17 protein-coding genes and 2 pseudogenes are annotated in these 25,976 nt (G+C 61.5%); 12 read left to right on the top strand and 7 right to left on the bottom strand.

Translation table 11 applies throughout. From position 1 onward, the window contains the following. Window positions 1-141 precede the first annotated feature (141 nt). On the bottom strand, window positions 142-1,524 hold the full coding sequence (locus A5782_RS07930) for a cytochrome P450 (RefSeq protein ID WP_067097568.1): 1,383 nt from the start codon (window positions 1,522-1,524) through the stop codon (window positions 142-144). A 245-nt stretch (window positions 1,525-1,769) separates the two neighbouring features. Between A5782_RS07930 and A5782_RS07925 the strand changes: the two genes are divergently transcribed. From A5782_RS07925 to A5782_RS07915, 3 genes and pseudogenes are all read left to right on the top strand, one after another. After that, window positions 1,770-2,570, top strand: coding sequence for a class I SAM-dependent methyltransferase (locus A5782_RS07925; protein ID WP_067097544.1), 801 nt, complete (start codon window positions 1,770-1,772; stop codon window positions 2,568-2,570). A 72-nt stretch (window positions 2,571-2,642) separates the two neighbouring features. Further along, window positions 2,643-2,981: a hypothetical protein gene (locus tag A5782_RS07920; protein WP_156623848.1), complete on the top strand. Its 339-nt coding sequence runs from the start codon at window positions 2,643-2,645 to the stop codon at window positions 2,979-2,981. Next, window positions 2,959-3,635: pseudogene (locus A5782_RS07915) on the top strand (RES family NAD+ phosphorylase). Before A5782_RS07920 ends, A5782_RS07915 begins: the two are co-directional and overlap by 23 nt. A gap of 452 nt (window positions 3,636-4,087) precedes the next feature. Here A5782_RS07915 and A5782_RS07905 read toward each other — a convergent pair. Beyond that, window positions 4,088-5,716, bottom strand: a complete 1,629-nt coding sequence (locus A5782_RS07905) for a DUF5677 domain-containing protein (protein ID WP_156623847.1) — start codon at window positions 5,714-5,716, stop codon at window positions 4,088-4,090. Window positions 5,717-5,881: 165 nt separating this feature from the next. Continuing rightward, window positions 5,882-9,688, bottom strand: coding sequence for a hypothetical protein (locus A5782_RS07900; protein ID WP_197694149.1), 3,807 nt, complete (start codon window positions 9,686-9,688; stop codon window positions 5,882-5,884). A gap of 318 nt (window positions 9,689-10,006) precedes the next feature. Between A5782_RS07900 and A5782_RS07895 the strand changes: the two genes are divergently transcribed. The 6 genes and pseudogenes from A5782_RS07895 (at window position 10,007) to A5782_RS07870 (ending at window position 15,112) form a co-directional block, all read left to right on the top strand. Next, a complete protein-coding gene (locus A5782_RS07895; RefSeq protein WP_067097531.1) occupies window positions 10,007-11,014 on the top strand; it encodes a hypothetical protein in 1,008 nt (335 codons plus the stop codon). 234 nt (window positions 11,015-11,248) lie between these two features. Continuing rightward, window positions 11,249-11,866: pseudogene (locus A5782_RS07890) on the top strand (RHO alpha subunit C-terminal catalytic domain-containing protein); the annotation flags it as partial. Further along, a complete protein-coding gene (locus tag A5782_RS07885) occupies window positions 11,866-12,189 on the top strand; it encodes a hypothetical protein (protein WP_067097528.1) in 324 nt (107 codons plus the stop codon). The pseudogene A5782_RS07890 and the gene A5782_RS07885, both read left to right, overlap by 1 nt. 4 nt (window positions 12,190-12,193) lie before the next feature. Beyond that, window positions 12,194-13,024 carry a TauD/TfdA family dioxygenase gene (locus A5782_RS07880; RefSeq protein WP_067097525.1) on the top strand — a complete coding sequence of 277 codons (831 nt, stop codon included), beginning with the start codon at window positions 12,194-12,196 and terminating at the stop codon, window positions 13,022-13,024. Next, window positions 13,021-13,899, top strand: coding sequence for a TIGR03619 family F420-dependent LLM class oxidoreductase (locus tag A5782_RS07875; protein ID WP_067097522.1), 879 nt, complete (start codon window positions 13,021-13,023; stop codon window positions 13,897-13,899). Before A5782_RS07880 ends, A5782_RS07875 begins: the two co-directional genes overlap by 4 nt. A 10-nt stretch (window positions 13,900-13,909) precedes the next feature. Then, a complete protein-coding gene (locus A5782_RS07870) occupies window positions 13,910-15,112 on the top strand; it encodes a cytochrome P450 (protein ID WP_067097519.1) in 1,203 nt (400 codons plus the stop codon). 46 nt (window positions 15,113-15,158) lie between these two features. On the opposite strand, the gene A5782_RS07865 is transcribed toward A5782_RS07870, so the two are convergent. Further along, complete coding sequence (locus A5782_RS07865) at window positions 15,159-16,304, bottom strand: LLM class flavin-dependent oxidoreductase (RefSeq protein WP_067097516.1); 1,146 nt, start codon at window positions 16,302-16,304, stop codon at window positions 15,159-15,161. A gap of 197 nt (window positions 16,305-16,501) precedes the next feature. On the opposite strand from A5782_RS07865, the gene A5782_RS07860 reads away from it, so the two are divergent. Further along, entirely contained in the window at window positions 16,502-17,965 is a 1,464-nt protein-coding gene (locus A5782_RS07860; RefSeq protein WP_067097513.1) for a cytochrome P450, read from the top strand. A 16-nt stretch (window positions 17,966-17,981) separates the two neighbouring features. After that, window positions 17,982-19,130 carry a sulfotransferase gene (locus A5782_RS07855; protein WP_067097510.1) on the top strand — a complete coding sequence of 383 codons (1,149 nt, stop codon included), beginning with the start codon at window positions 17,982-17,984 and terminating at the stop codon, window positions 19,128-19,130. Here A5782_RS07855 and A5782_RS07850 read toward each other — a convergent pair. Next, the gene (locus A5782_RS07850) at window positions 19,125-22,007 is read right to left on the bottom strand and encodes an RND family transporter (protein WP_067097506.1); all 2,883 of its coding nucleotides are present in this window, start codon (window positions 22,005-22,007) and stop codon (window positions 19,125-19,127) included. The genes A5782_RS07855 and A5782_RS07850 overlap by 6 nt on opposite strands. Window positions 22,008-22,281: 274 nt before the next feature. Here A5782_RS07850 and A5782_RS07845 point away from each other — a divergent pair, with 274 nt between their 5' ends. Then, window positions 22,282-24,453 carry a glutamine synthetase III gene (locus tag A5782_RS07845; RefSeq protein ID WP_067097503.1) on the top strand — a complete coding sequence of 724 codons (2,172 nt, stop codon included), beginning with the start codon at window positions 22,282-22,284 and terminating at the stop codon, window positions 24,451-24,453. A gap of 150 nt (window positions 24,454-24,603) precedes the next feature. Here the strand turns inward: A5782_RS07845 and A5782_RS07840 are convergent, their stop codons facing one another. Then, a complete protein-coding gene (locus tag A5782_RS07840) occupies window positions 24,604-25,110 on the bottom strand; it encodes a DUF2505 domain-containing protein (RefSeq protein WP_067097500.1) in 507 nt (168 codons plus the stop codon). 27 nt (window positions 25,111-25,137) lie between these two features. Then, window positions 25,138-25,800: a M15 family metallopeptidase gene (locus tag A5782_RS07835; RefSeq protein WP_082942839.1), complete on the bottom strand. Its 663-nt coding sequence runs from the start codon at window positions 25,798-25,800 to the stop codon at window positions 25,138-25,140. Between the last annotated feature and the right edge of the window lie 176 nt (window positions 25,801-25,976).

Genomic DNA, 25,976 nt, shown 5'->3' with positions numbered 1-25,976 from the left:
TGGGTCGCGGGCCTGGTCGCTGTCGCCATCCAAAAGCACGTCGTTCCTCCAATTTACCAATCAGGAGTGGGTCTTGACTCGTGGCGCTCGGGATCGCGAAGATAACAAAGCCGCTCAGCAAACGGATAACCCTCTGCCGGTCTATACAGTCGCGCGTGCTCGTACTCGAGCCCAAATCGGAGCTGCCGGGACCATCGTCATGGCCGCCGCCAGCGGGAAATCATCGTCCAGCGACTCGACTTCGAATCTTCGAACGATAGTCGCCAACGCCAACGTCGCTTCCAGCATCGCGAAATGGTCCCCAATACATGAGCGAGGGCCACCGCCGAATGGCAGGTATTGCCAACGATTACGTTCTTTCGAGCGTTCCGGACTGAAGCGGTCCGGGTCGAACTGCAATGGGTTCTCCCACAAGCTCGGATCGCGTTGTACTGACATTCTTCCCATCGCGAGCATCGTGCCAGCCGGCACGCGGTAGCCGGCAATTTCAACATCGCGGATTGCCATCCGCGTTCCGGTTGGCGCTGGCGGACAGAGCCGGAGCGCTTCTTGCACGACATGAACCGTAAAACCCAGACCAGCGACGTCATCGGGAGTAAGTCGGCGCTCGCCCAATTCAGCGACTTCTGCCGCGGCACGCGCTTGCAAGTCGGGACAACGGCCAAGTTGCCATAATGCGTAGGTCAGGGTTGTTGCCGTCGTGTTGTGGCCGGCGAACAAGAAGACGATCAACTCCTCGATGATCTCGTTGTCGGACAACGGTTTCCCAGTGGCCGGATCCCTCGCGGCAAGCAACGCTTGCACTAACGGTGCTTCTCGAGAGGGGTCGGCACGGCAGGCCTGCAAAATCGCTGCCCCCAGGCTACGAAGCGTCGCAGCGGCCGCCCGCGCACGCCCCCTTGCTCGAGTCGGTGTCCACCGCGGTGCGCGCAGCGGTGTGAGCGCGCGCCTTACGGTGTAGGCCGTTGCGGTGCGCAGCGGCTGTGCAATTGCGTCGGCGCGCTCATCGAGATCCAAGCCAAACACCGATCGCCCCAGCGAGCGCAGCGTAAGTGTGACGCATTGTGCATCCAAGTCAACCTCAGTCCCGTCCCCCCACGTTGCACAGACCATCTCGGCGGCCTCAGCGACGTGGCCGGCGAACTGTTGGACGCGTTGGCGAGTGAATACCGGCTGCAGCGTGCGGCGCCGCGGTAGCCACTCGGCATGGGGGAATACGAACAGATTTCCGCCGAGGAGCGCCCGGAGCTCGGTCACCACTGGGCTGGTCTTGTCGATAGACCCGTCCCTGCCGCTGCAAATGTCGCGGATACCCTGCGGGGATGTCGCCAGCACGACGGGTGGAATTAGCCAGCGCGGCCCTAAGCTGATTAGGGTGACCGGGCCCCCCGCATCGCGAAGCCTGTCTGTCCCGCTGTGATGCGACCTCACGGCCTTCAGCCGCTCGCGATACGGCAACGGGTTCTTCGGTGGCAACGGCAGCTCAGCGACGTCAATGGCACGAATGCCGTGGAGCGGCGCCATGCTGGACACGGCATCAACCCTACATAGCTGTTGGCGGGATTTTCATTGGTTGTGGCGGCCGGCCGGCACTGGCCGCGTGCGCTGCGCTGCCCGACGGCGCATCTGCACAGCCAACGATATCGAGGTTGGGGGAAACTACCTGCACATGAGCAACCACGACACGCTTTTGATACGTTTGGTCTATCCAGCGGGAGACTTTACGGTGTGAGCGCTATTGGCGGGCCTCAACAGTGCAAGGGTGAGCCATGAATCAGCGCAATTACATCTTCACCGACGCCGCCGCGTCCACAGAAAATGTTCGCCTGGGACTGATCGAGCAAAGTACTGACCCTGCGACAATCCGCAGGCTTGACAACCTGGGCGTCGCCTCCGGGTGGCGCTGCCTGGAGATCGGCGCCGGGCGCGGATCGATCGCCCGTTGGCTCGCAAACCAGGCCGGTCCAGACGGCCAGGTCGTGGCCGCCGATATTGACTGCCAGCACATGACCGGACTGCCAGAAAACGTCGAAGTCCGCCAACTCGATATCCGCACTGACATACCCGAACCCGACACCTACGACCTGGTCCACTGCCGCACGTTGCTCATCCACCTTCCGGACCCCTTCGCAGCGCTACGGCGCATGGCCGCAGCCCTGCGTCCGGGCGGCGTCTTGCTGGCTGAAGAAGCCGACTACGGGATTTATGCCTACGGCGGCCACCCCGACGCATCCTGGCTCACTGACAAGACCCATCAACTGTTCGCGCGCATCGCGAGCGCCCAGATGATGAACCCCTACCTCGGACGCAATCTGCCGGGAATGCTCACCACAGCAGGCCTTCAATTCGAAGGTGGTGAGCTCTATAGCACGCTCGCTCGACACGGCGAGCCCAGATACGAATTCGAGCGACTCACAGCCGAATCCGCGATACCGGTCATGATCGCCACCGGCATCTTCTCCGAACGAGAAATCCAAGCAGCGCAAGCGATTTGGTCATCTCCGACCACGGTCATCACCACGGCGTCGCTGGTTGCCGCGTGGGCACGCCGCGACCGCGAGGCGACTTGATGGGGCTCGAGCAGGCGTTTTGACCCACTGCTCGTCAACACCGCCTACTCGGCCCGCGACGTGGCGACAGCGTTGAACGTCAACGAATCGCGCGTGCGCCAGCGCCGGCTCGCCAGGACGCTATGGGCGATAAATGACAATGGCGGCTGGGTGTTTCCGGCGCTGCAGTTCGAGACTGACCCGCAGACAGGCCTGCCCCACAAGCAGATTCGAGGTTTGGACAGAGTATTCGCCGCACTGGCACCCAACCTGCATCCGGTCGCGGTCGCGGGGTTCCTGCGTACCCCCATCCGGATCTGGCACTGCAAGGTCGCCCGGTACATCCGTTGGAGTGGCTTCAAAGCGGCGGCGACGTCGACCCAGTCTTGCGCCTTGTTGAGGCGGCCGACTGGGCCAGCCGATGACGCCTGACCCCACCTTGCCTCATTCAACCTTGCCCGATCCGCCGCCCGGATCGCAGCTACGCACGATCGGCATCCGCGACGCGGAGCTTCGCATCGTCTCCCGTCGGAGACCTGGTGGCGAGTGCACCGCACCGAAGGAAATTTTGTGTTGGCGTGGAACGAGTTCCGCCACTACGGCCCAGTGCTGCGCTTCGATCCGCATCCCGAGCCCGCTCGGGAACACGCCGACCGCGCGGTGTGGTACGGGGCAGGCACACTCGATGCAGCCATCGCCGAGGCCTTCCAAGGCGATCGCACAATCGACCGTGTTCGCGACCGTCCGTACCTGACCGGGCTTGCCTTCACCCGGACGTTGTCCCTGCTCGATCTGGCCGCCGACAGTGACGGTGCCTGGGCAACCAGGGCCGGAGGAACCTTCGCGATCTCGACCGCTCCGCACCCGATCACACAACGGTGGGCGCGCGCCATCGTCGAAGCCTTCCCTGATCTCGACGGCGTTCGCTATAACAGCCGATTCGCTGGCCACCCGTGCGCAGCCCTCTTCTTGCCCGCCGCCACCGCCATGCCCCAACGGCCGACCATCTCCCTGCCCCTGACCCATCCAGCCTTCGTCTCAAGGCTTGCCGGCACCGCGGAACGGCTTGGCTACTCAGTCATTTGACTGCGGCGACCAAGCGTTGGCGACGGACCAACCAAAGCGCCAAGTCGGCCTGAGGGGTCGCGACGCAGTAGCGGGTGGTTGACCATAGCGAGATTATCGGCGCCCATCATCCGGTTAATGGGTCCGAACGGCGGGCAACGCGTATCTGAAACCTTATGGGTAACAGCGGTTATCCGTGAGCGGTAAGTCTGCAGAGGCGACATCGAGCTATGGCGCCCGAGCGCCGATGGGTGCGAGCCGTTACTGATGGCGTCACTAACAGCGAACGACGGAGGTCTCCGGGAGCGGAACCACGCCCTTGCATCGCCGTTGCCCGACGAAGACCATCACGGTGGCGCATTGACTGCCCTTCTCGCAGTTGCCGCCACATAATCGGGTGTTATCGGCGATTTTGTGGTGGTAGTAGTTGACTTGATAGATATCGAGAACAAGCCGGGTTGGCCGGTATGCGATCAAGTCGGATCGATAACGGCGACAGCTTGTGACACGATCCGCTCGAGCGTACCCAGCATGATACTCGGAACACACTCGTCCTCGACCCACGGCGACTGCAGCGACGGCACCATGTGGAAGTGGTGAAGCGGATTCAAACACGCTGTCATGTGAAAGCTTTCGACCGATGGCCATTCCCCATGCAAAACGCCGCTGCTGCTTTGATACACAGTTCGGTACAACTCGGCGAAGCCCGTCTCTTCCGCCATCTTCCTCATCGATACGCCATTGAACGTCGCCTCGACGCTTACGACCGTGACATCCAGCAAGTCGGCCTCGCGCTTCCGCTTGCGAAGCTGCTCGGCGACGTCATTCAGCTCTTCTGGCTTCTCGCCGCCGAAGGAATCGATGACATCCTCGACGTGAAGCCACGCCAGCTTCTCACGACCTTTACCAAACGCTTGAAAGGTTGCGGCATCCTGTGGGTGGAGCTTTAGCCAGGCGAGCAGTATCTCTGTTTCTGCCAACAATCGAAACGTGGTGGCGCTGAACTCGCTCGACCATTGATGAGGTGCCTGTACGACCGAAGCAACGGCCCTCACGGCACGCATGGTTAAACCTGCCACGACCTCATCGAGCTGCGTGTCAAGAAGATTGCGATCACTGGCGCCGAAGTATGCATCACCAAATCGAACTAGCTCGCCCTCTGCGACATTAAGCAGTCTATCGATCTGATCTTTATCAGCATGTGAAAGTAGCTGGTTATCAATTATTTCCGTACCGAGCCCCCGCGCGACAGAGTTCTCAAGGTCAAACTTACCGTCCGCCTCAACGTCGGACTGAGCGGCGTCGCCACCGACCTCGTCGGCAGTCAAGCAGGCCGTCAGGCGCCAATTGGTCGCCCAGAACTCGCAAGCCCAATCGCTCGCAACCTCTACCGACGGATCCTCCTTGTGTGCCAGCGCCGCCTCTCGCGATCCGTAACCAGCGCGGATGACCGTTTCGGCTGCAGCGCGCTTCGCATCCACCGCTGGATAGTCTCTTAGATACTCGAGAATCTCTGCAGAGACATTCAGCGAGCCGCGGAAGGCGTCCCATGTGTAGGTCAAGTACTTTGCAAGCGCATTCAGATGCCCAACCTTCGCCCACTCGGCAATTCCCTTGGCCAACATTGCGAGCGCGTCGGCGGGCTCGGTGTCGGGGATTCGATTCGCCCACGGCTCCAACAGAAGCCACGAACCCGGAACGGATGAATATGCGCGTAGCAGCACGAGGAAGGAGTCCGAGACCAGGCCTCGTGTTTCGACGCGCTCGACCAGAAAGGTTCTATGGGCCTCCCGACTCTCTGTGTCCCACAACTCCAGCGTCGACAACTTGCCATCCAGTCGAAGAGGCGGCGAAGAAGAACCAAGCTCTACACTCTGTGTGAGGCGGTCGGAGACTTCCTCTTGCAAACGGCAAAGCTCCCGCAGGCGGCCGTCGCCACCCTCGCTCCAGAGCGCTATTGGCCAAATGAAGTCCGGTGCTTCGCCTTTGAGAGAGTCGACCACATTTATCGGAACCTCGGCCATCGGCGGTAGATAGAACTTACCGCTGCGTTGATGGTTTGACAGCGCTCCCTTTCGACCGAGTTCTTCTGCTTCGGGCATCATCAGACCTCACGAACGGTTAGCAGATAACGAAAGATACACTCGGACAAGCCGATTAGCTCTATTTTACGTGCCACAACTGGTGCGAGAGATGGGCGGTACGACCACAGCTTGATATCGCTTGCCAAGCTTCCTCGAGCCGCAGGCCCCCTGTCTACGAACACGTCAGTCTGTCGCTAGCAGCTTCCCCACGAGGCCAGCCGTGGTGGTGAATGGAAATGGGCCTGGTACGAACGCTGCCGGCACCGGAATGCGGGTCACAAAGAGGGGACGCACTTCATACGGATCATCTTCGCTTCGATCAGGCAGTCCCAGCGCCTGGGCTACGTTCGTCGCGCAGGGAGCAACGTCTTCATACTTAACTTTCAATTGGGTGACGTAGCAGGGATGCTTGCCGTCAACGAAAAACCGGTCTAGAGCACGCCGTATCTCTGGTGTGACCACAGCGTCTACGGGATCCTTAACTTCCAGCAACCAAATCACCTTCTGGTCGGACCTTCCCACCACGGCATCGATCTCTGAACGAAGAGTTGGCAGGTTGAGCCGACCGGGTTTGGTCTCCTTTACGCCCTCGATAACCGACCAGCCTTCATCGCGAAGAGCTGCACCCACCCGTCGCTCAAGCGCGCGGTTTCTTAGGGTTCGTACTTCTGCCAACGCTTGATCGACCGCACGCGGTGGCTGGGGCTGGGACCAAGGCAGCTGGCCCTGTTGAAGGTAACGCAAATACATTGAGGCGGCTCCGAAGCAAAAGTGCGGCGCCACAACCAGTTTACCGTCTGATAGGGCTGGAATTGGCTGAACGAGGAGTCGCCGCTTACGACTGCGGGCATGCCAGGGTTTCCAATCCTGGGCCGCTAAATCACTGGCGGTGCTTGCAAGCATCGCGAGCGCGGCTTGAGCTCGCTCCGAGCTGGTGGATTCGTTTCCGTACCTCGCGGTAGAAAGTACATGCTGAATTACCGTGTCCTGTCCGACAACAACCGCATCGTCGTCGCCTTCGGCGAGTGGCCACGCAGCGAGGGCCACCAGCGTCTCAACGAGATCGCTGCCGAATGCACCGTAAGCCTCCAACATTGCTTCATCGAGATTCGGATCGACCGGCACATCGGCTCGTTGGCCGTCGGGTCCTCGCGCCGTTTCATGCTGTGAGTCCGATTCGGCCGTTACCTCGGTAGCTGTATCAGCGGATGCGTCGTTTGGTGGCGTGTAGGACGCTGCCGCATGCCTTCCCTGCGAGCCTTCATCGACGACGCGTTCGCCTGTGACCGCCCGCGTGTAGGCGTCGACATCCAACTGGTAGATAACTCCTTCGCCTGCTGCCGCCCCCGAAACAGCCCCCGACTCGTCGCGCTCTGCGAAGACTTCCCACGAGTCGTCGATTCGGAGAAGTGTTGGGCTCAGCTGATGGTGGATACCTTCGCTGCGATTCGTCGCTTGTAAATACGAGTGGGCGGCCGCCAGGATCTCACCCCAGGCGATGTCATCGACTGCGACGGTCCCGGTCGGGGCAAGGCGAAGTGCTGCCTCGACGGCAGTTTCGCAACTACGACGCAGCGCCAAATACTGGGCTTCTGTCGTTCGATACCGCTCAAGAGGATCGGCGCCGACGGACAGCAGTGAGATCGCCTGTGCCAACGCTTGAAGATCGCGATCCTTTTGATTTATCGTCCGCTCGATCTGGCGCATACCGAATCGAACCAAGTCATCCATTCCGTGCACCGCGAGTACCTGATTAAGCTCAGTAAGCGCCGCTGGGGCGAGCACATCTCGATCGAGCTCTTTTGCAGGCTGCCCTTTGTACTCACCGGGAGCGACACCGATGGCGTGGATAGCTTCAGCTACCCGCCGACGCAGGCTCGAAACGAGGGCATCATCGAGCCCAATTGGGCTGGGTAGATCATTGCGGACCGTTGGCTGCCGCACAGCTCGCGCCCCAAATGTTGGTGCAGTCGATTGCCAGGCTGTCTCGACAGACCCAGCCGCATCGACTCCAATGCCAGCCGCGAGCAACAGATCTCGCATGATCACCGCTAGTGCGTCGCGCGCATCGTCGATACTTGTATCCGCGACCATCACCAGAGCCTGGCAGTCAACCGCCAACTGTGCGCGAATCGCGCTACCCGCGGAAGCGTCAAACCTCTCGTGATCTGTCCATTCGAGTGCTGGCCCATCATTGGTAGTTCGGGGTACTACCTCAACGACGTAGCTGCAGATGTTGGAACCTTCGTGCGCGGAGGTCCACTGGTGATCGATTGCTGCGAGCGCGGTACACATCGCGATCGAAAGCACGCGCAGGAGATCAGCCGCGTCGTCAGCCCATCCGGTGTGCGCCGCAGAGACAGCTACTGGGACTGCGCTGGCGTGCACTGTCCAACCGATTAACCCGGGCAGCCGGTGCACTGCCCGCACACTTCCCGACGCTCCCTCGCCCTCGTCGATCGACGGCACATACATGTAAATCGAATGCGGCCCTGTGCCGCGATCGTCGATTCCCGCAAGTTGCCTCATGGCCGGCAGCTGAAGCCTAAAGAGAGCAACCTCAAGTGGCGACCATCTCGCTGCCTGGTGCCACTCCGCTATGCCCGCATGCGGAGCAACGAGCATCATCGATGGTGGCTGACCACCACTGAAGAAGCTCTTCCCGTTGCTCCGCCACCACTCCCAAAGGTTGATGGCTTCCAGCCCGAAGAACGGCGGCAGATCGTCCCTCGACATGTCACGGCAGTAGGTAAAAAGATCTAAACGCGCATCCGCGCTGCAGTTGGCCCAAAGAAGATCGTCGAGCGACATCGCCGGCAGGCCTGGCCCTTGCGGCGCCGCGATATGGCCAGGGGAAGCGGCAATAAGAAGCGGAACGGCCTCTGTACCCTCGACGAGCGTCAGTTGCCCAACGGCCATGTCGACCTCTAAGGCGCCGTCCTCTGTACGCGCCGCGCGCAGCGCTTCAGGAACTGTGTAGAGCGGCAGATCCGCGATTCGCAGACTCGACACAACTTGAACGAGAATAGCTCTCTGCGGTGTGACCATCGGAACCCACTGGACGCCGTTGTGGCGCCGCACAATCGGCTCACCACTTTCGTCCACCGGGCCGTAGATAAGAGAGGCAAACTTCCACAGCAGCCGCTGGACTTCACCGGCCACGGCCGTCGCGAATCGATCTTGAGCTCCCGGAAGGGCGGCTGCATCATGAGCGAGCTCAACAACCGCGCAGCCCAGAATCTCAGGTAGGAACGCAAGCGGAAGCCAGTTAAGTTCGCCACCTGGTCTTCGGATGCGAACAAAACGACCGAACGGACTCTGCGGGTGCGACGGCCGATACGGCAAGTCCACAGAGTCACAAGTCAACCATTCGAGAGCAAGTCGTTGACGCTCGGTCTCTTGGAGATGTGCAGGTGTCCCCGCATTCAAGAGCTGCCTACCGGCCTCCATCTCAAACTCAGTGAGCGCTACTGCACCGTCGGTGGCGAGTTCACCTGACGGCCACGACGGCGCGAGGATCCCGATCGCGGTGTCGACATACCCGAGGACCACTTCAAGAACGTCGAAGATGCCAAAGCCCCTGGACGCGATCAACAGATCGTCAACGGCGCTCGAAACGAGCAGTGCCCGGTTGACGTCTGCAACGGGCCTCTCAATCTGCCCGGGAAACAGTCGGACGACGCTCTGCTCTAGTCGTAGATGTACGACGTCGCGGGGGTCTTCGGGCACGAAATCTTCGAACATAGATAGCATCGGCTCGTTATCAACGCAGTCGGCGAGCAGCTGCTCAAGTTGATTGGGGCCGACGCGCTTACCGCTGGCTCTATCTGATGCGGCAGCGTGAGCAACCAGGTGCTGAACGCTGGTCCATCTATGACGGACGCCCGGCGATGCCCCAGCCGCGTGAACGAGCGCCCACAAGTCTGCTCCCGCATAGCGCGCGATTTTGCGACGCAGCGCTGCTCGTCGTGGACCCCGCTTGCTGGCCAATGATTCACACCCCCCGTGCTGTTAAGGCTACGAGTCCACTCTGACAACCACCTCGATGCCGCGGCGACCCACGCCGAGGTGGTTATTCAGTCATATAGATCCAGAGCTCGGCCGTGGGCGCCAGCCACCTGGGTCGTTGCAGTCAGTGTCTCGTCTGTCGGTGTACAGGGTGGCCGGGTGGGTGGTGCACGCTAGCGGTGCTCCTCGGTGTGTCCAGCGGCCCGGGGAGTGAAACCGCGGTGCTCCTGAACGCTTGGCGCCGCGAGCTGGCGAGTGTTTAACGGCCACGGCGATTCTCGGGCCGCTCAACTAGGTGAGTTGTCGGCGCTGACCGTCAAACTGGAACCTGTGCTAACCGTGTATCTAGATCAAAACAAGTGGATCGATCTCGCGCGCGCCGAGACCGGGCATCCGTTGGGCGCACCGTTCCTCGACGCATTGGCGGCCTTCAAACGGGCAGTCGACGAGGGCAGAGCAGGCTTTCCGCTGAGCAGCGCTCACTATTTTGAAACGGGCAAGCAGAGCAAACTGGATAAGCGCATCGCGCTCGCCAGAACGATGGTGCGACTCGCTGGCCAGCTACGGATAGCCCCTCCACATGACATCGTTCCGTGGGAGATTCGTTGCGCGCTAATCAGGGCCTTTGAATTGCCCATGACGGTTCCGGAGAAGCGGATCTTTGGAACCGGAGTGGCCCACGCCTTCGCCGCGCCCCAGCTTCGTTTCGAGCCGCGCACCGAGTGGCGGGGCACGGCTCTACCTGCCGAGGTGCAGAAGATGCTGCGACCTATCGTCAAGGCGGAGTGCGAAGCTCGGGTCTTGGCTGACTACGTGCCCATCGGTAATGCCCCGTCCGTGCGCCTGCACCTGGACAACCACACGGTCCTTACTGGCAACCGATTTGCCGACGGTCAACGGGCTGTCGCGAGTTGGATCGTTGAGCTCGGGCGGCACCGCCTCAACGACGTCATGCTGGCCACTGCTTTCGCTGATATCAGTGATCCGCTCGCACTGGTCGCGACCGAGCTGGGCGTCGCCGCCGAACAACTCGCGGACAATGCTCAGGACATAATCGACCAAATTCCATCAAGATGGGTCGAAATGAAGCTCCGGTCTCAGCGGCAGGCCAATCCTCAAAAACTCTGGGAGAGCAACGATCTCAATGATTTAATTGCGCTTTCCATTGCGGTGCCGTACTGCGACGTGGTCGTCACCGAGAAGTCGTGGGCCTCACTTATTAATGCAGCAAAGGTCGGCAAGCGCTTTGATACCTTGGTGACCCGAGATCTCAACGATGTAGTGAATCGCCTCTCAGAAGAGACTTGATTTGTCGGATCGGGCGGCAGCGGGTGCGTGCTCACGGTCGGGAATGTGTAACGCAAGAGGCGGGCATGTGCCCGCGCGCGTCGCCGAGACCGTCATTGCAGGCGCCGGTGGAGTTACTGCCGAATCATGCCTGACCAGGTCTTTTGCAACGAAGATTAGCAAGCCTCTGCGACACGCCGAAGTTTTGTCAAAGTAGCCAGGCGTGTCTTGTCAATCTTCGCTGCATCTCGACAGCCGTACTTGCATGCGTCGTCGTTCGGCGCTCTCACCGCCGAGGCCAGGGATGCGTTCGACCAGCCGAACCCGTTCACCGACGCGCTGGCCTACCAACTCAGCGGCCCGCACCGGATGTTCTCATTCTCCGGCGAGCCGTCGCGAAAGACGCCGTATTCCAAGCCGATCGAGTGCGTGATGGAAGCAAGCGCGGCGGGGCCCTGGAACAAAAAAGTCGATCGGGGGCCGATGCCCCTGGGGATCAATCCCACGCGGTCGGAGAAGTACGGGTTCGACTCGTTTCAGTTCTTTCCCAACTTCGTCATCATCTTCGGCGCATCCGGATTCAGCACCCATGCCCACTGGCCCACCGGCCCGCACTCGCACGTGTTCGAAGTCGAGATGTTCTATCAGCCGCCGAAGACGCACAAGGAGCGACTCGGCCAGGAGCTCACCGTGACCTTCCTCAACGACATCATCCTCGAAGACGCGAGCCCGTCGGAGGGCCTGCAGGCGATGCTCAACAGCGGTGTCCTGACACATTTCACGATGAATGACGAGGAAATCCTGCTGCGCCATCTGCACAAGGTTGTGGGCGACTACGTTGCGGCCGGCGAAGCGGCCAAGGCGGGTTTGTGATGAGCACGGTTCTGCCGCCGGAGTTTTCGCAACTTGAACACTTGGTGTCCGAGTGGGCGATCGAGGACGGCCACCAGCGCTACGTCAAACGGGTCAACAGCTCCATGGCCGAAATCCGGGCCTTCTACGACGAGGTGTTTCCGCACGCCGAGGAAGCCGTCGCCTACATCGACAAGTTCGACTACTCGCAGCCACTGCCCGACGACGTCGCCAACCTGCGCAACCTGCTCTATTCACTGATCACCGTCTCGCTGGCGGTCGAGCTGTGGAAGCAGCCGCGGGTCAAACATTCCGCCGATACCATTCTCACGAGAATCAGCTGAAACCATGGGACTCACTTCTGCTCAGCTGGAGATCGTCGACCTCACCCCGAGAATCGGCAGCGAGATCAGAACCGATCTCGACACCCTGCTGAGTGGGTGTGAGGCTTCGACGATTCGTGAGGTTCTCGAACAGCGCGGCGTGGTGTATTTCCGCGGGCTGGACATCGGCGACGAGCAGCAAGTCGCCATCGCCAAGACCCTCGGCACTGTGGTCGCCAACGAAGGCCAGGGTGGCATCAATAAGATCTCCCTCGACGAAAAGGTCAATCAGCGCGCCAAATATCTCAAGGGCTCGATGTTCTGGCATTTCGACGGATCTCTGCAGCCGCTGCCGAATTTGGCCACGCTGCTGCGGGCGGTACAGCTCTCCGAGACCGGAGGGCAGACCGAATTCTGCAACACGTATGCGGCCTACGAGGACCTCCCGCAAGCCGATAAGGAAGCGATAGCGGAGCTGCGCGTAGTACACAGCGCGGAGCGCTCGCAGTATTACGTCACCCCAGAGATGAGTTACGACGAGGTGGCGTTCTGGCAGAAGTCGGCTACCAAGGCTTGCCCGATCGTCTGGACGCATCAATCCGGCCGCAAGTCGCTGCTATTGGGCGCCACCTCGGATTACGTGATCGGGTTGCCGGTAGAGCAAAGTCGCGCTCTGCTTGCACGGCTTCGTGATTGGGCCACCCAGCCTCAGTATGTCTATCAGCATGAATGGCAGCCGGGCGATCTGGTCATCTGGGACAACACCGGAACGATGCACCGGGTGTTGCCGTATCCGGTTGACAGCGGCCGCCTGATGCACCGAACCATTCTTGCGGGCGAAGAGCCCCTGCAGTGAAACTCGGCATCGCCACCCCGGTCGTCACCAATGTCGCGGGGGCACCGCTGGAATGGGAGAAGGACGCCGGCATCGAAGACATCGGTCTTGTCGCGGAGGTCGCGGATCGGCTCGGCTACCACCACATGACCTGCAGTGAGCACATCGGCATCCCTTCGACCGAGTCCGGGCGGCGCGGCGCACGATACTGGGATCCACTGGCCACGTTCGGTTATGTTTCGGCGCGCACCACGCAGATTCGCTTCGCCACCATGACGTTGGTGTTGGGATATCATCATCCGCTGGCGATCGTGAAGCGTTACGGCACACTCGATCACGTCAGCGGTGGACGGGTGATCCTCGGCGTCGGGGTCGGCTCGCTCAAGGAGGAGTTCGACCTTCTCGGTGCGCCTTTCGACGACCGCGGCGCCCGCGGCGACGACGCCTTGAAGGCGCTGCGAGCGGCCCTGCCCAGCAACGAGCCGGCGTATCACGGTGAGTTCTACTCGTTCGGCGGGCTGACCGTGGATCCCTGTGCCGTACAACCGCACATGCCGATCTGGGTCGGCGGGCGAACGCGACGTTCGTTACGGCGAGCGGTCACCCTTGCCGACGGTTGGTGTCCGTACTACGTGTCGATCCACACCGCGGCGAACTGGCTGGCGCAGTTCGACCTACCGCCGGAATTCGAGGTGGTGATGCCCGCTGAGCAGCCCCTTGACCCGGCCGGGAAACCCGAAGCGACGGTGGAAACGTTGCGGGAATTGGCCGACGGCGGCACCACAACCCTTTCGGCCCGCTTCGTTCATCATTCGTTGCGGCACTACCTCGAGCAACTGCACGCGTTGATCGAACTGCATCGTGAAACCTTCGGCGTGGACGCACAGACGCGGTAACAGGACTCCCATGACCATCCGAGCTGCCGACGGCCTGTACTACGACCCGTGGGACGTCGACCTCAACGTCGATCCCTATCCGATGTTCCGGCGCATCCGCGAGAACGCACCGGTGTACTACAACTCCGAACATGACTTCTATGCGCTGAGCCGGTTCGATGACGTCAACCGGGCACTGGTAGACCATCAAACGTTCAGTTCGGCACGCGGTGTCGTGCTGGAGATCATCAAGGCGGGAATCGAAATCCCGCCAGGACTACTGATTTTCGAAGATCCACCGGTGCACGATATCCACCGCAGCTTGCTCTCTCGCGCGTTCACACCTCGCAAAATCAACACCCTCGAGCCGATGATCCGGGAGTTCACGCAGCGTTGCCTGGATCCGCTGGTCGAGGGCGACCGGCTCGACTTCGTCAAGGATCTCGGCGCCATCATGCCAATGCGCGTGGTGGGCATGCTGTTCGGAATCCCGCAGGACTATCAGCGGCGAGTCCAAGAGGACGGCGAGAGATTCGTCAGGACCAAGCGTGGTGGACGAATGACCGACAACACCGACGCCAAGCTCGCCGACGGAGAGATCTTCGCCGACTTCATCGACTGGCGCACAAACCATCCCGCCGACGATCTCACGACGGAGCTTCTCAACGCTGAGTTCGAGGACGAAAATGGCGTCACCAGAAAGCTGCATCGCAACGAACTGCTGATGTTCATGAAAGTCGTTGGGATCGCCGGATCGGAGACGACAACCCGGCTGATCGGCTGGTCGGGCAAGCTGCTGTCCGAGCACCCGGATCAGCGCCGCCGGCTGGTTGCTGACCGATCACTGTTGCCCGGAGCCATCGAAGAGATACTGCGCTTTGAGCCGCCCGCGCTGCAAGCGGCGCGGTACGTGACGCGCGACGTCGAATTCCACGGAGCGACCGTGCCCGCGGGGAGTGCGATCCTGACCTTGATCGGAGCCGCCAACCGCGACGAAAGGCGGTTCGGCCAGGATGCCGAAGCGTTCGATGTGACGCGGGTGCCGCGCCAGCATCTGACGTTCGGGGTGGGCGCCCATTACTGTCTCGGCAATGCGCTCGCGCGGATCGAGGGGCGAATTGCGCTGGACGAGATCATGAATCGGTTCCCCGATTGGGACGTCGACCTTGACGCCGCGGTATTTTCGTCGTCTTCAGCGGTGCGGGGCTGGGACAGCATGCCGGCACATGTTTAGACCGTAGGGTTTTCCCTCCGAGCAGCCGACGGGCGCACGGCCGACTTCATAGTTTCTTGAGCCCGCGCAGAATCTTGAAAAAGGGCGCGCTGGATGCAAGACCTTTCCGCAAGGTCGGCTGCAGGTAGCTGAGGTTATTGACAACCAAATAGCGCACTCCGTGGTCACGCCACTGCGCAGCCTGATCGACGACCTCATCGGGCGTCCCGGCCAGAAGCGCGTCTTTGAGCAGTGCTACCGGGACGTTCTTGGTGTAGGACAACACGGTCTGCTCGTCCAATGTTTGTGGGACTAGATCTTGCGCGCCGGTGAAATCACGTCCCAGCGGATGCTGTGCGCCATGGTTGGCCCACATCTGGCCCGGAATGATGAGCGCGAAAGCCTTTGCCGCATCTGAGTTAAGGGCCTGCTCGACGTCGTCGGGGCTTCGTCCGGTGACGACAAAGGCTGAGATTGCGGGGGTGATCGAACCAGGGGCGCGGCCGGCGTCGGACGCCGCTGTTCGCACTGCTTCCAGACCCGATGCGTAGTCTTTGGGCCCCGAGACGAGTCCGGGGAACCAGGCGTCGGCGTAGCGCCCGGTGGCCCGCAGCATCCGCGGCCCCTTGGCGGCGATCCAGATCTCGGGCCATTTGCCGCGGTAGGCGGGCAGGTCGAATACCGCGTTACGCAAGGGGAAGTACGACGACTCACGCGAGACGGGTTCGCCACGGGAGTTCCACAGCGCACGGATCGTGGCGACCGCCTCTTCGAAGCGCGCCACGGGTTTGGTCCAGTCCACCCCATAGGGCTCATTGCCCTCCCGCTCTCCGACACCGATGCCCAGAATGGCGCGGCCGCGGCTGATCAAGTGCAACGTGGCGGCAGCCTGTGCAGTGACCGCCGGATGACGTCGATTGGTATCCGTTACGCCGATACCAAGCCGTAGACGTCCAAAGCGGTTGCGGGAAGCAAGATGTCCGAGCATCGTCCACGGTTCGAGTTGAGCGTCGACCTTGGGGATCAGTTTGGCGACACCGAGGTGGCCCGACGTGGCGATCGAGCGTGGGAACAGCGAATTCAGGTGGTCGGCCGCCCAATAGGAGTCGACACCGCTGGCCGCGGCCATTCGCAGGTTGGTGTGCGCGAGCATGGTCGGGGAATATCGAGAATTGAGAAGCTGACTGCTGATGCCGACTCGGATGTGATTCATTGACGTCGCCTTTCGCAGGAGTCGAAGCAGTGCGACGCTGGCCGATGGTCGGCCAGGTTAACAGCCGTCAACGGGATCGGAAAATGCGTCGGCCACCTCGACGAACTCAGAGACTGTTCCCGACCTGCGCGATTACCATGGTGCCGCTACCCTTGCATCATTCCGCACCTAACTGACCTTCCTGGGATCGGGGGCCGATGACGGCGACGCTATCCGGTGCCGAAGAAGCAGAAGGTTGGGTGCCGCAAGGCGGCGGGTGCCCCTTTGGGCGCGGTGGCTCGTACTCTGTGCCGCCCACGCGAGACCTGCCACCGCCGATCGGCGAGGTCGCGACTCGGCGCGGCCCGACGCTCGCGGCAACGGTGAGGCGCGACGCCCAGCTCGCGCGGGCGTGCGCGCCGATGCTGGCAAAAGTACTCGCGCTCACCGCGGCCAGGAAGGTTCGCTCCACCCTGGGCGGCAGCCATGCCCCAGAGCATGTGCAGATCACCGAATTCGATCCGATGAGCCCCGCGGTCGCCCGCGATCCATACCCGCACTATCGAGAGCTTTTGGCGGGCGAGCGGGTGCAATACAACCCCAAGCGCGATGTCTACATCTTGAGCAGATATTCCGACGTCCGCGAGGCTGCACGTAACCACGAGATGTTGTCCAGCGCCGGGGGAGTCACCTTTTCCAGGGGTGCGCCGCCCTTCCTTCCCACGTCTGATCCGCCGGCACACACGCGGATGCGCAAGCAGCTGGCGCCGGGTATGGCGCGCGGCGCATTGGAATCCTGGCGCCCGATGGTCGACGAACTGGCCCGGGAGTTGGTCGGCGGCCTGAAGACACGGAGAACCGCGGACGTCGTCTCCCTCGTGGCCGCACCGATGCCGATGCGCACCATCACCAATGTTCTCGGCATTGCCGGCCCGGACGAGGCCGCTTTCATCCGCTTGTCGAACCAGGCGGCTCGCATCACCGACGTCAACTTGTCGGTTTCGGGCCTGGGGTCGCTGGTGCACGGCTTCACCGGATTTCGGCGATTGCGTGCGCTGTTCACCCATATGCGCGACAACGGTCAGTTGGCTGAGTGCACCGTTCTCGGACAGCTCGCCGGACATGCCGACCGTGGCCGGCTCAGCGAAGACGAATTGTTTTTGTTCGCCGTATTATTGGTGGTCGCGGGCCATGAGACCACTTCGAATTTGATCAGCACCTTGTTCCTCACGCTGGCCGAACATCCAGAACAGCTCAGGCTCCTTGCGCAGCGGCCAGAGCTGATCCCGTCCGCGATTGAGGAGCAACTTCGCTTCCTGCCCCCGGTCCAAAACATGTGCCGTACAACGCGCGTCGACTATCCCGTCGGCCGCGGCGTCATACCGGCAGGCTCACGCGTGCTGCTGTTGTGGGGTGCAGCGAATCGTGACCCGCGTCAATACGATGATCCGGATGTCTTTCGTGCCGAACGTAACCCGGCCGGCCATCTCGCGTTCGGCTCCGGCATCCACTCGTGTCCCGGGACCCATTTGGCGCGGATGGAGGGCCAGGCGGTCCTGCGCGAGATCGTCACCAACCTCGACCGGATAGAGGTGGTCGAGTCGCCGACGTGGACGACAAACGCCAACCTTCGCGGCCTGGTCCGGTTACGCGTAGCCGTTACACCCCGCGCGACAGCGTAGAGCTCGTCCACGTGCGATGAAGACCCTCCGCGCGACGTCTCGATTTTCCTGGTGGCATGAATGGGCCGCGCCGGTGTGGATAGGCTGCAATTTCTCGGCGTGGGCGCGCCTGCTGATCCGTAACCGTTTCGCCGTGCACTGGAGCCGCTGGCACTACGCCGCCCTTTACACGGTAGTCAGCGTCGTCAACTCCTGTCTGGGGTTGTTGCAGAAGATCGTGTTCGACAGGCGAGTGGCCGAAACGGTGATCACCGATCCGCCGATCTTCATCATCGGGCACTGGCGTACCGGCACCACCTTGCTGCACGAACTGTTGGTGCTCGACGATCGCTACATCGGCCCGACGGGTTTCGAATGTGTTGCGCCGCAGCATTTTCTGCTGACCGAGCGGTTGGCGCCGTTGGCGGGATTCATGGTGTCGAAGCATCGGGCCATGGACAACATGGATTCGAGCTTGTATCACCCACAGGAAGACGAATTCGTATGGATCATGCAGGGGCAACCGTCACCGTATCTGACGCTGGCGTTCCCGAACCGGCCGCCTGAGCATGAGCGGTACCTTGATTTGGAGCATTTGTCGCCGCGAGAACGAGAGGCATGGAAACGGCTCCTGCTCCAGTTTGTTCAGCGGTTGTTCTTCCGGCACCACAAGACCGTCGTTCTCAAGAACCCGAACCACAGCTTCCGAATCAAGGTCCTCCTGGACATCTTTCCGGAAGCGAAGTTCATCCACATCGTCCGGGATCCATATGTCGTTTATCCGTCCAGCATTCATCTCGTGAAGTCGTTGTCTCGTGTGCACAGCCTGCAGCGACCGACCTTCGAGGGGCTGGACGAGAGAGTTCTGGCGACCTACGTCGACCTTTATCGCAAAGTGGATGAAGGGCGAGACCTCGTTGATCCGGCACGCTTTTACGAGCTGCGCTATGAGGATCTGGTCGCTGATCCCGAAGGGCAGTTGTGTCGCCTGTACGAGCATTTGAGGTTGGGGCGCTTCGAGCAATACCGGCCGCGCCTGCGCCAGTACGTTGCCGACCACGCGGATTACGAGACGAACAGCTACGACCTGACTTCAGAGCAGTGCAAGATCGTCACCGAGCGCTTGGGCGAAGTCATTGACCGCTATGGCTACCGTTCGGCTTCTGCGTCGGAGCCGAACTCATGATGGCGGGGTTGCCGGTCGATCCCGAAGTAGCAGTGCACGAACGAGGGGCCGCGGGCCATTGGCACGAAGCAACGCGCTGGCGGGTCGCGGGCGCACTCTTGCCGGCCACCAGAACCAGCGCCCGAGAAGCGTCGCGATCGCCGGGGTCATGAACGCACGCACGACCAGCGTGTCGAACAGCAAGCCCAAGCCGATGGTGGTCCCTACCTGTCCGATGACCCGCAGGTCGCTGACCACCATGGAGGCCATGGTGAACGCGAATACCAGGCCCGCGTTGGTCACGATCTTGCCGGTACCGCCCATCGCGCGAATGATGCCCGTGTTTATCCCGGCCCCTATCTCCTGTTTCATCCGCGACACTAATAGCAAATTATAATCGGAGCCCACCGCCAAAAGTATGATCACGGACATCGCGGGCACGAGCCAGTGTAATTCTATTCCCACGATATACTTCCAGACCAGCACGGATAGTCCGAAGGACACGCCCAGTGAAAGCAATACCGTACCCACGATAACCAAAGCGGCGACCAAACTGCGAGTAACAATCAACATGATGATGAAAATAAGGCAGAGCGAAGAAATCCCCACGATCAATTGATCGTATTTGTTGCCGTCGCCCAGGTCCTTGTAGGTCGCCGATGCGCCACCAATGTAAATTCTGGCATTCTCCAGTGGCGTCGACTTCAACGCCTCCTCGGCCGCGTTCTTCAACGGGCCGATACGCGAAATGCCTTCGGGCGTCGCGGGATCTCCTCTGTCCGAGATAATCATACGTGCCGCATTCCCATCCGATGACATGAATATTTTCATGATTCGTTGGAAATTCGGGGTCTTCAGCGCTGCCGGCGGCAGGTAGAATGAATCGTCGTTTTGGGCGGCATCGAACGCCTGCCCCATGGCTGACCCGTTGCTCCCGCTGGCTTCTATCTGGCCGAAAACCCCGGTCATTGTGCTGTGCATGGTCAGCATCGTCGCCTGCATGCTCTGCATGGTCGAAATCAATTGCGGAAATTCCGCGACCAGTTGCGGCATTACCACGTCAAGCTGATCGAGATCTTTGACGAGATCACTCAGCTTATCGCTGATAGCGTCGACACCGTCGATCGAATCAAAGATCGATCGCAGCGACCAGCAGACGGGAATGTCGTAGCAGTGCTTTTCCCAGTACAGATAACTGCGGACCGGCCGCCAAAAATCTTCGAAATCCGCAATATGATTGCGGAGCTCACTTGTGATCTCCTGCATGGCATGCGTTTCGCCGGTCAAGCGATGAGTCGCGGCCACGAGCTGTTGCATCATGCCATACATGCGTTGCATGACGCTGATCATTTTCGCCAATTCTCCGGCCTGCTTGAGCAGGTCGTCCATGCGCTTTTTCTGGAAGCCCATATCTTGGAGCTGGGCGGCGTTCGCCATGCTGATCAGAGACGGTATCGACGTGTGGGCCAGAGGCGTTCCGGCGGGGCGGGTCACGGACTGCACCCTGGAAACGTCCGGGACTGCGAGGACGCCCCTGGCCAGTTTGTCCAGGACGAGAAAGTCTGCCGAATTACGCATGTCGTGGTCGGCCTCGATTAACAAGACTTCGGGCAATAACCGGGCCAGGGAGAAATGTCTACCCGCGGCTGCATACCCAATATTGGCGGAGATGTCTTTGGGCACGTATTGCCGGTCGTGGTAGTTGGTTTTGTATTCTGTCAGGGCCAGCAGGCCGATAAGTGCGATCGCGCAGCTCGCGGCGAGAATTGGCGCGGGCCAGCGGGCGATCGCCGCCCCGACGCGTCGCCATCTGCGGCCGCTTATTATCCGCTTGGGCTCGAACAGGCCGAAGCGTCCGCCGATTGCAAGAACCGCCGGAACCAAGGTGAGCGCAATTGCAACCGCGACGAGCATGCCCACCGCGCAAGGTACTCCCACGGTTTGGAAGTAGGGCATTCGGGTGAAGCTGAGGCAGAAAGCCGCTCCAGCGATTGTCAAACCGGAAGCCAGGACAACCTTCGCCACCCCGTGGTAAGTGGTGTAGTAAGCCGCTTTCCGATCTTCGCCGGCTTGGCGCGCCTCCTGATACCGGCCGATGAAGAAAATTCCGTAGTCTGTTCCAGCCGCGATCCCGAGAGATACGAGAAGATTGACGGCGAAAGTCGAGAGGCCGATAATTCCGTGGTAGCCGAGAAATGCGACTATTGCGCGCGCCGCCTGCAATTCAATCCCGACCATCAGTAATAGCAGAACCACGGTGATAACTGATCGGTAGACGAACAGCAGCATGGTGAAAATCATCAGGAGGCTCGTAGCGGTGACTTTTATTAGGGTCTTGTCGCCACTGGCGGTCACGTCCGCGATGAGCGCCGCGGGGCCCGTAACGTAGACCTTGACCGCATTCGGCGCCGGTGTTCTTGCGACAATGTCTCGGACCGCTTTCACGGATTCATTCGCCAAGGTTGAGCTTTGGTTACCGGCGAGGCTCAACTGGACGTATGCGGCTCGACCATCGGCGCTTTGCGCACCGCCCGCTGTGAATGGGTCGGCCCAGAAGTTCTGAACATGCCGCACATGGTTCGGATCGTTTTCCAGTTCACGAACCAAACGGTCGTAGTACCTGTGGGCACCGTCGCCGAGCGGTTGCTGTCCCTCCAACACGATCATCGCCACACTGTCGGAATCCGATTCCTTGAAGTCCTCACCCATGCGCTTCATCGCCTGGATCGCCGGCGCGTCTTTGGGGTTGACCGATACCTGACGTTCTTTCTCGACCTGCTCAAGCGGGGGGACAGCGATACTCACGATCACGGTGATCGCCAACCAAGCCAGGATGATGGGTACCGAAAGTCGATGGATCGTCCGCGCCAGGAGGGGCGGCGTGGGTTCGTCGCTCATTCGACCTTCGGTCGGCAGGGGAGCGGGAGTTCGCTTCCCGAGTGATTCTCTCCGCTTTTGAGCTGACCGTCCACGCAGACCGAGCAGCCGACGCCGCCGCTCTCGCCCCGCAGTGACGACCCGATGGCGCGGTGGGCTCGGCGTCTCACATTCGCAACCGTTGAGACCCTACCTTTGACGTCGCCGCAATAAATCCGCCATGGAACCTACCTAAGGTGAGGCCGTCCGTCTTGCGAAGCGCAAGCCGCGGGCCCCTCAGCGATAGGAACTCAAATTGAGCGGAAACGCCGTCCGTCTGCAGGCGATCAACAATGTCGAGGCATACATCCCCCCAGCCATCAGCTTCGTAGCCGGTGAGACTCCCGGCGAAGTATTCGGCTCCAACGTTTTCACCAAGGCCGAAATGCAGGCACGGCTGCCCAAGTCGGTGTACAGGTCGATCGTGGCGACCATCGACAAGGGCACCAAGCTTGACCCCGCGGTCGCGGACACGGTCGCGGTGGCCATGAAGGACTGGGCGCTCGAGAAGGGCGCCACCCACTATGCCCACGTGTTCTACCCGATGACCGGCCTCACCGCCGAAAAGCACGACAGTTTCTTGGAACCCGTTTCCGACGGGCAGACACTCGCCGAGTTCGCCGGCAAGACCCTCATCCAGGGTGAGCCCGACGCCTCCAGCTTCCCGTCGGGCGGCTTGCGGAGCACGTTCGAGGCGCGCGGGTATACCGGCTGGGACGTGACCAGCCCGGCCTACGTCCTGGAGAACCCGAACGGTAACACGCTATGCATCCCAACGGTTTTCGTTTCGATGACCGGAGAGGCACTGGACTACAAGACGCCATTGCTGCGCAGTCAGCAGGCCATGGGCATGCACGCCGAGCGCATCCTGACGCTGTTCGGTCACCAGGACCTGAACAAGGTCGTATCGTTCTGCGGTCCGGAGCAGGAGTACTTCCTGGTCGACCGGCACTTCTTCCTGGCGCGTCCGGACCTGGTCAATGCCGGTCGCACCCTGTTCGGCGCGAAGCCGCCGAAAGGCCAGGAATTTGACGACCACTACTTCGGCGCGGTGCCCGAGCGTGTCCTCGGCTTCATGATGGACACCGAGCGGGAGCTGTTCAAACTTGGTATTCCCGCCAAGACCCGTCATAACGAGGTGGCGCCCGGCCAGTTCGAGATTGCGCCGATGTTCGAGCGGGCGAACATCGCCTCCGACCACCAGCAGCTGTTGATGACGATCTTCAAGACGGTTGCCAAAAAGCACGGCATGGAATGTTTGTTCCACGAGAAGCCGTTCGCCGGCGTCAACGGGTCCGGCAAGCACGTCAACTTCTCGATGGGCAATTCCGAGCTGGGCTCGCTGCTGGTCCCGGGCGATACCCCGCACGAGAACGCCCAGTTCCTGGTGTTCTGCGCCGCGGTGATCCGCGCCGTACACAAGTTCGCCGGCCTGCTTCGGGTGTCGGTCGCATCCGCCACCAACGACCACCGCTTGGGCGCCAACGAGGCGCCGCCGGCCATCATCTCGATCTTCCTCGGCGAACAGCTCGCCGACGTGTTCGAGCAGATCGCCAAGGGCGCCGCCACATCGTCGAAAGCGAAGGGCACCATGATCATTGGTGTCGACACGTTACCGCCACTGCCAACCGATCCCGGTGACCGCAATCGCACCAGCCCATTCGCGTTCACCGGAAACCGGTTCGAGTTCCGGGCGCCCGGCTCCGGGCAGACGGTTGCCGTGCCGTTGATCGTCCTCAACACGATCATGGCCGACTCGCTCGACTACATGGCAACGATTCTGGAGAAGGCCGCCGAAAACGACGAGGACTTCGATGTGGCAGTGCAGAAGCTGCTCACCGAGATCATCACCGAACACGGCGACGTGGTGTACAACGGGGACGGGTACTCAGAGAAGTGGCAGATCGAGGCGGCCGCGCGCGGTCTGCCGAACCTGAAGACCACGCTGGACGCGATTCCGGAGCTGATCAAGCCGGCAACGGTCGAAGTCTTTGCGAAATATGGCGTTTTCAGTGAGCGCGAGCTGCATAGCCGCTACGAGGTCCGCCTGGAGCAGTACGCCCTGACCATTGCGGTCGAGGCCAAGCTGACCCTGGAGATAGGTACCACGGTCATCCTGCCGGCGGCGATCCGCTACCAGACCGAGCTCGCGCAGAACGTCGCGGCCTTGAAGGCGGCCGGCATGGAGCCGAGCATGACTGCACTCGAGACGGTTTCAGCCCCTCTCGCCGATCTCGCCGCGGCACTGACGACGCTGCAGACGGCGTTGTCCGATCACTCGGTGGCGGTCGACGAGGCGAAGCACGCACAGGAGGCGCTGCTGCCGGCGATGGGGGCCGTCCGTACGGCCGCTGACGGGTTGGAAAGCGTTGTAGCCGATGACTTGTGGCCGCTGCCCACCTACCAGGAAATGCTCTACATCCTCTGATCCGCCGTCGGGCGTGGGGTCAGCCGCGCAAGCGGTACTTGGTGAGACGAGGTCCCCACGCCCGACGGCTTACGCAGCTTGCGCCTGACATCGCGCTCTATTACGACGTCTAAGCCGGCTATCCGTACCGATCACGATGTCGGTGACGGTTCAGATGTTGTCCGTGATCCACGTGGTGGTGAAGCGAAGCATTTCAGGGATACCCTCGGCCAAACCGGCTCCGATGGATTTCTCGAGTTTGCGGCCCACCAAAGGGATTTTGACCTCCACCCGCACGGCGGAACGCAGTTGCGAGCCGCCGTCGTCGGCCGGGGCCAGCCACGTTTCCGCGTGGCCTGATCCCAATCCGCCGGAAGCCGAGACGCTGACTTGCCCACGTACCTGGCGGTCACCGTCGGGTCGCCACGTCTCGCTCTGCACAATCTTCACGTCACCGGGAACGAATTTGGCGACCATCCCGGGTAGGAGCTGGGGACCCAGGTGCTGGGTGGTGCGCACTGTCACCGTGCCGTCGGCGTCGACCACCAGCGAATCCAATGTGGTCTCGGCGGCGCCGGCCGCGATGCGGGCCAACCAATAGTCCTCGCGACCGAACGCGGCGTGGATCTGCTCGACACTGGCGGGCGACTCGGTCAAGACGTCGAATGAGCGCGACATATCCGCCCATTCTTACAGAGCCCGGGTTCAGGGTCGTTCGAAGTGTTGGTAGTCGATGGGCGCCGTCCAGTAGCCGCCCCACCGCCACCCGCGGTCCGTGAAGACGCGTACGGCGGGGTCACCATCGTGTACGAGTCCCGGGTCGCTCCGGCCGCGGTCCAGATACTCCGCCGCGTTGGGTGGTTCAAAGGTGCCGTCGGCGTAGACGCACGGGTTGAGCCGTGGATTGAGGTCGATAGCCCGACCGTAGGCGTGTTGAGACCAGTGGTTGCTTCCCGGGATGCCGCGGCAGTTGAACGCCGACGTGTTGTTGTCCTGCATGGAGAGCTCATCGTCGGCGGCCGGATAGTGGTCGGCCGTGCCGATCTTCTCGATCGGAAATCCCAGTCTGTAAAGCTGCGCGAAGACCGTGATGACGTCCGACACCAAGTCGTGGTGCACGATCAGTTCACCATGGTGGGTCCGGCCGTCGAAACCGATGTGGTCGACCTCGACTCGTCGTAGCTGCGCGGGCTGCACGGGACAGCCCGGCCGCCAGCTCGCACCGAGCTCCGCGGCGGTGACCGGCCGAACGTTGCTACCTGCAGGCGCGGGCGGTGGCCCGGCCGCCGACGACGCGGTGGACGATGGCCTGGCCACCGGGGGTGCCGGGGCGGCGGTGCATTGCGTCAACGTGACCCCGGCCGCCATCGTGCCCGCCAGCACGGCAACCCACCGCGTGCCGGAGGTCAACGGGGGTGAGTCCTCACCGCTTGCTCCGTCCCGACCGTCGCGACCAGGTGTCGCGAGACAAGTCCGGCGTCAACGCTACTGCAATCGGTTCCTAAGCTGGTGCGCAACAGCCGCTTTGCGGGGAAGCTGAAAGC

The organism is Mycobacterium sp. 852002-40037_SCH5390672 (assembly GCF_001665875.1).
In the GTDB taxonomy this organism is placed as follows: Bacteria; Actinomycetota; Actinomycetes; order Mycobacteriales; family Mycobacteriaceae; genus Mycobacterium.
This window is presented reverse-complemented; position numbering and strand designations above follow the sequence as displayed.

Coding starts and splice junctions, on each gene's coding strand:
- A5782_RS07930 (WP_067097568.1), bottom strand. CDS start 1,524: ATGGCGCCGCTCCACGGCATTCGTGCCATTGACGTCGCTGAGCTGCCG.
- A5782_RS07925 (WP_067097544.1), top strand. CDS start 1,770: ATGAATCAGCGCAATTACATCTTCACCGACGCCGCCGCGTCCACAGAA.
- A5782_RS07905 (WP_156623847.1), bottom strand. CDS start 5,716: ATGCCCGAAGCAGAAGAACTCGGTCGAAAGGGAGCGCTGTCAAACCAT.
- A5782_RS07885 (WP_067097528.1), top strand. CDS start 11,866: ATGAGCACGGTTCTGCCGCCGGAGTTTTCGCAACTTGAACACTTGGTG.
- A5782_RS07880 (WP_067097525.1), top strand. CDS start 12,194: ATGGGACTCACTTCTGCTCAGCTGGAGATCGTCGACCTCACCCCGAGA.
- A5782_RS07870 (WP_067097519.1), top strand. CDS start 13,910: ATGACCATCCGAGCTGCCGACGGCCTGTACTACGACCCGTGGGACGTC.
- A5782_RS07865 (WP_067097516.1), bottom strand. CDS start 16,304: ATGAATCACATCCGAGTCGGCATCAGCAGTCAGCTTCTCAATTCTCGA.
- A5782_RS07860 (WP_067097513.1), top strand. CDS start 16,502: ATGACGGCGACGCTATCCGGTGCCGAAGAAGCAGAAGGTTGGGTGCCG.
- A5782_RS07855 (WP_067097510.1), top strand. CDS start 17,982: ATGAAGACCCTCCGCGCGACGTCTCGATTTTCCTGGTGGCATGAATGG.
- A5782_RS07850 (WP_067097506.1), bottom strand. CDS start 22,007: ATGAGCGACGAACCCACGCCGCCCCTCCTGGCGCGGACGATCCATCGA.
- A5782_RS07840 (WP_067097500.1), bottom strand. CDS start 25,110: ATGTCGCGCTCATTCGACGTCTTGACCGAGTCGCCCGCCAGTGTCGAG.
- A5782_RS07835 (WP_082942839.1), bottom strand. CDS start 25,800: ATGGCGGCCGGGGTCACGTTGACGCAATGCACCGCCGCCCCGGCACCC.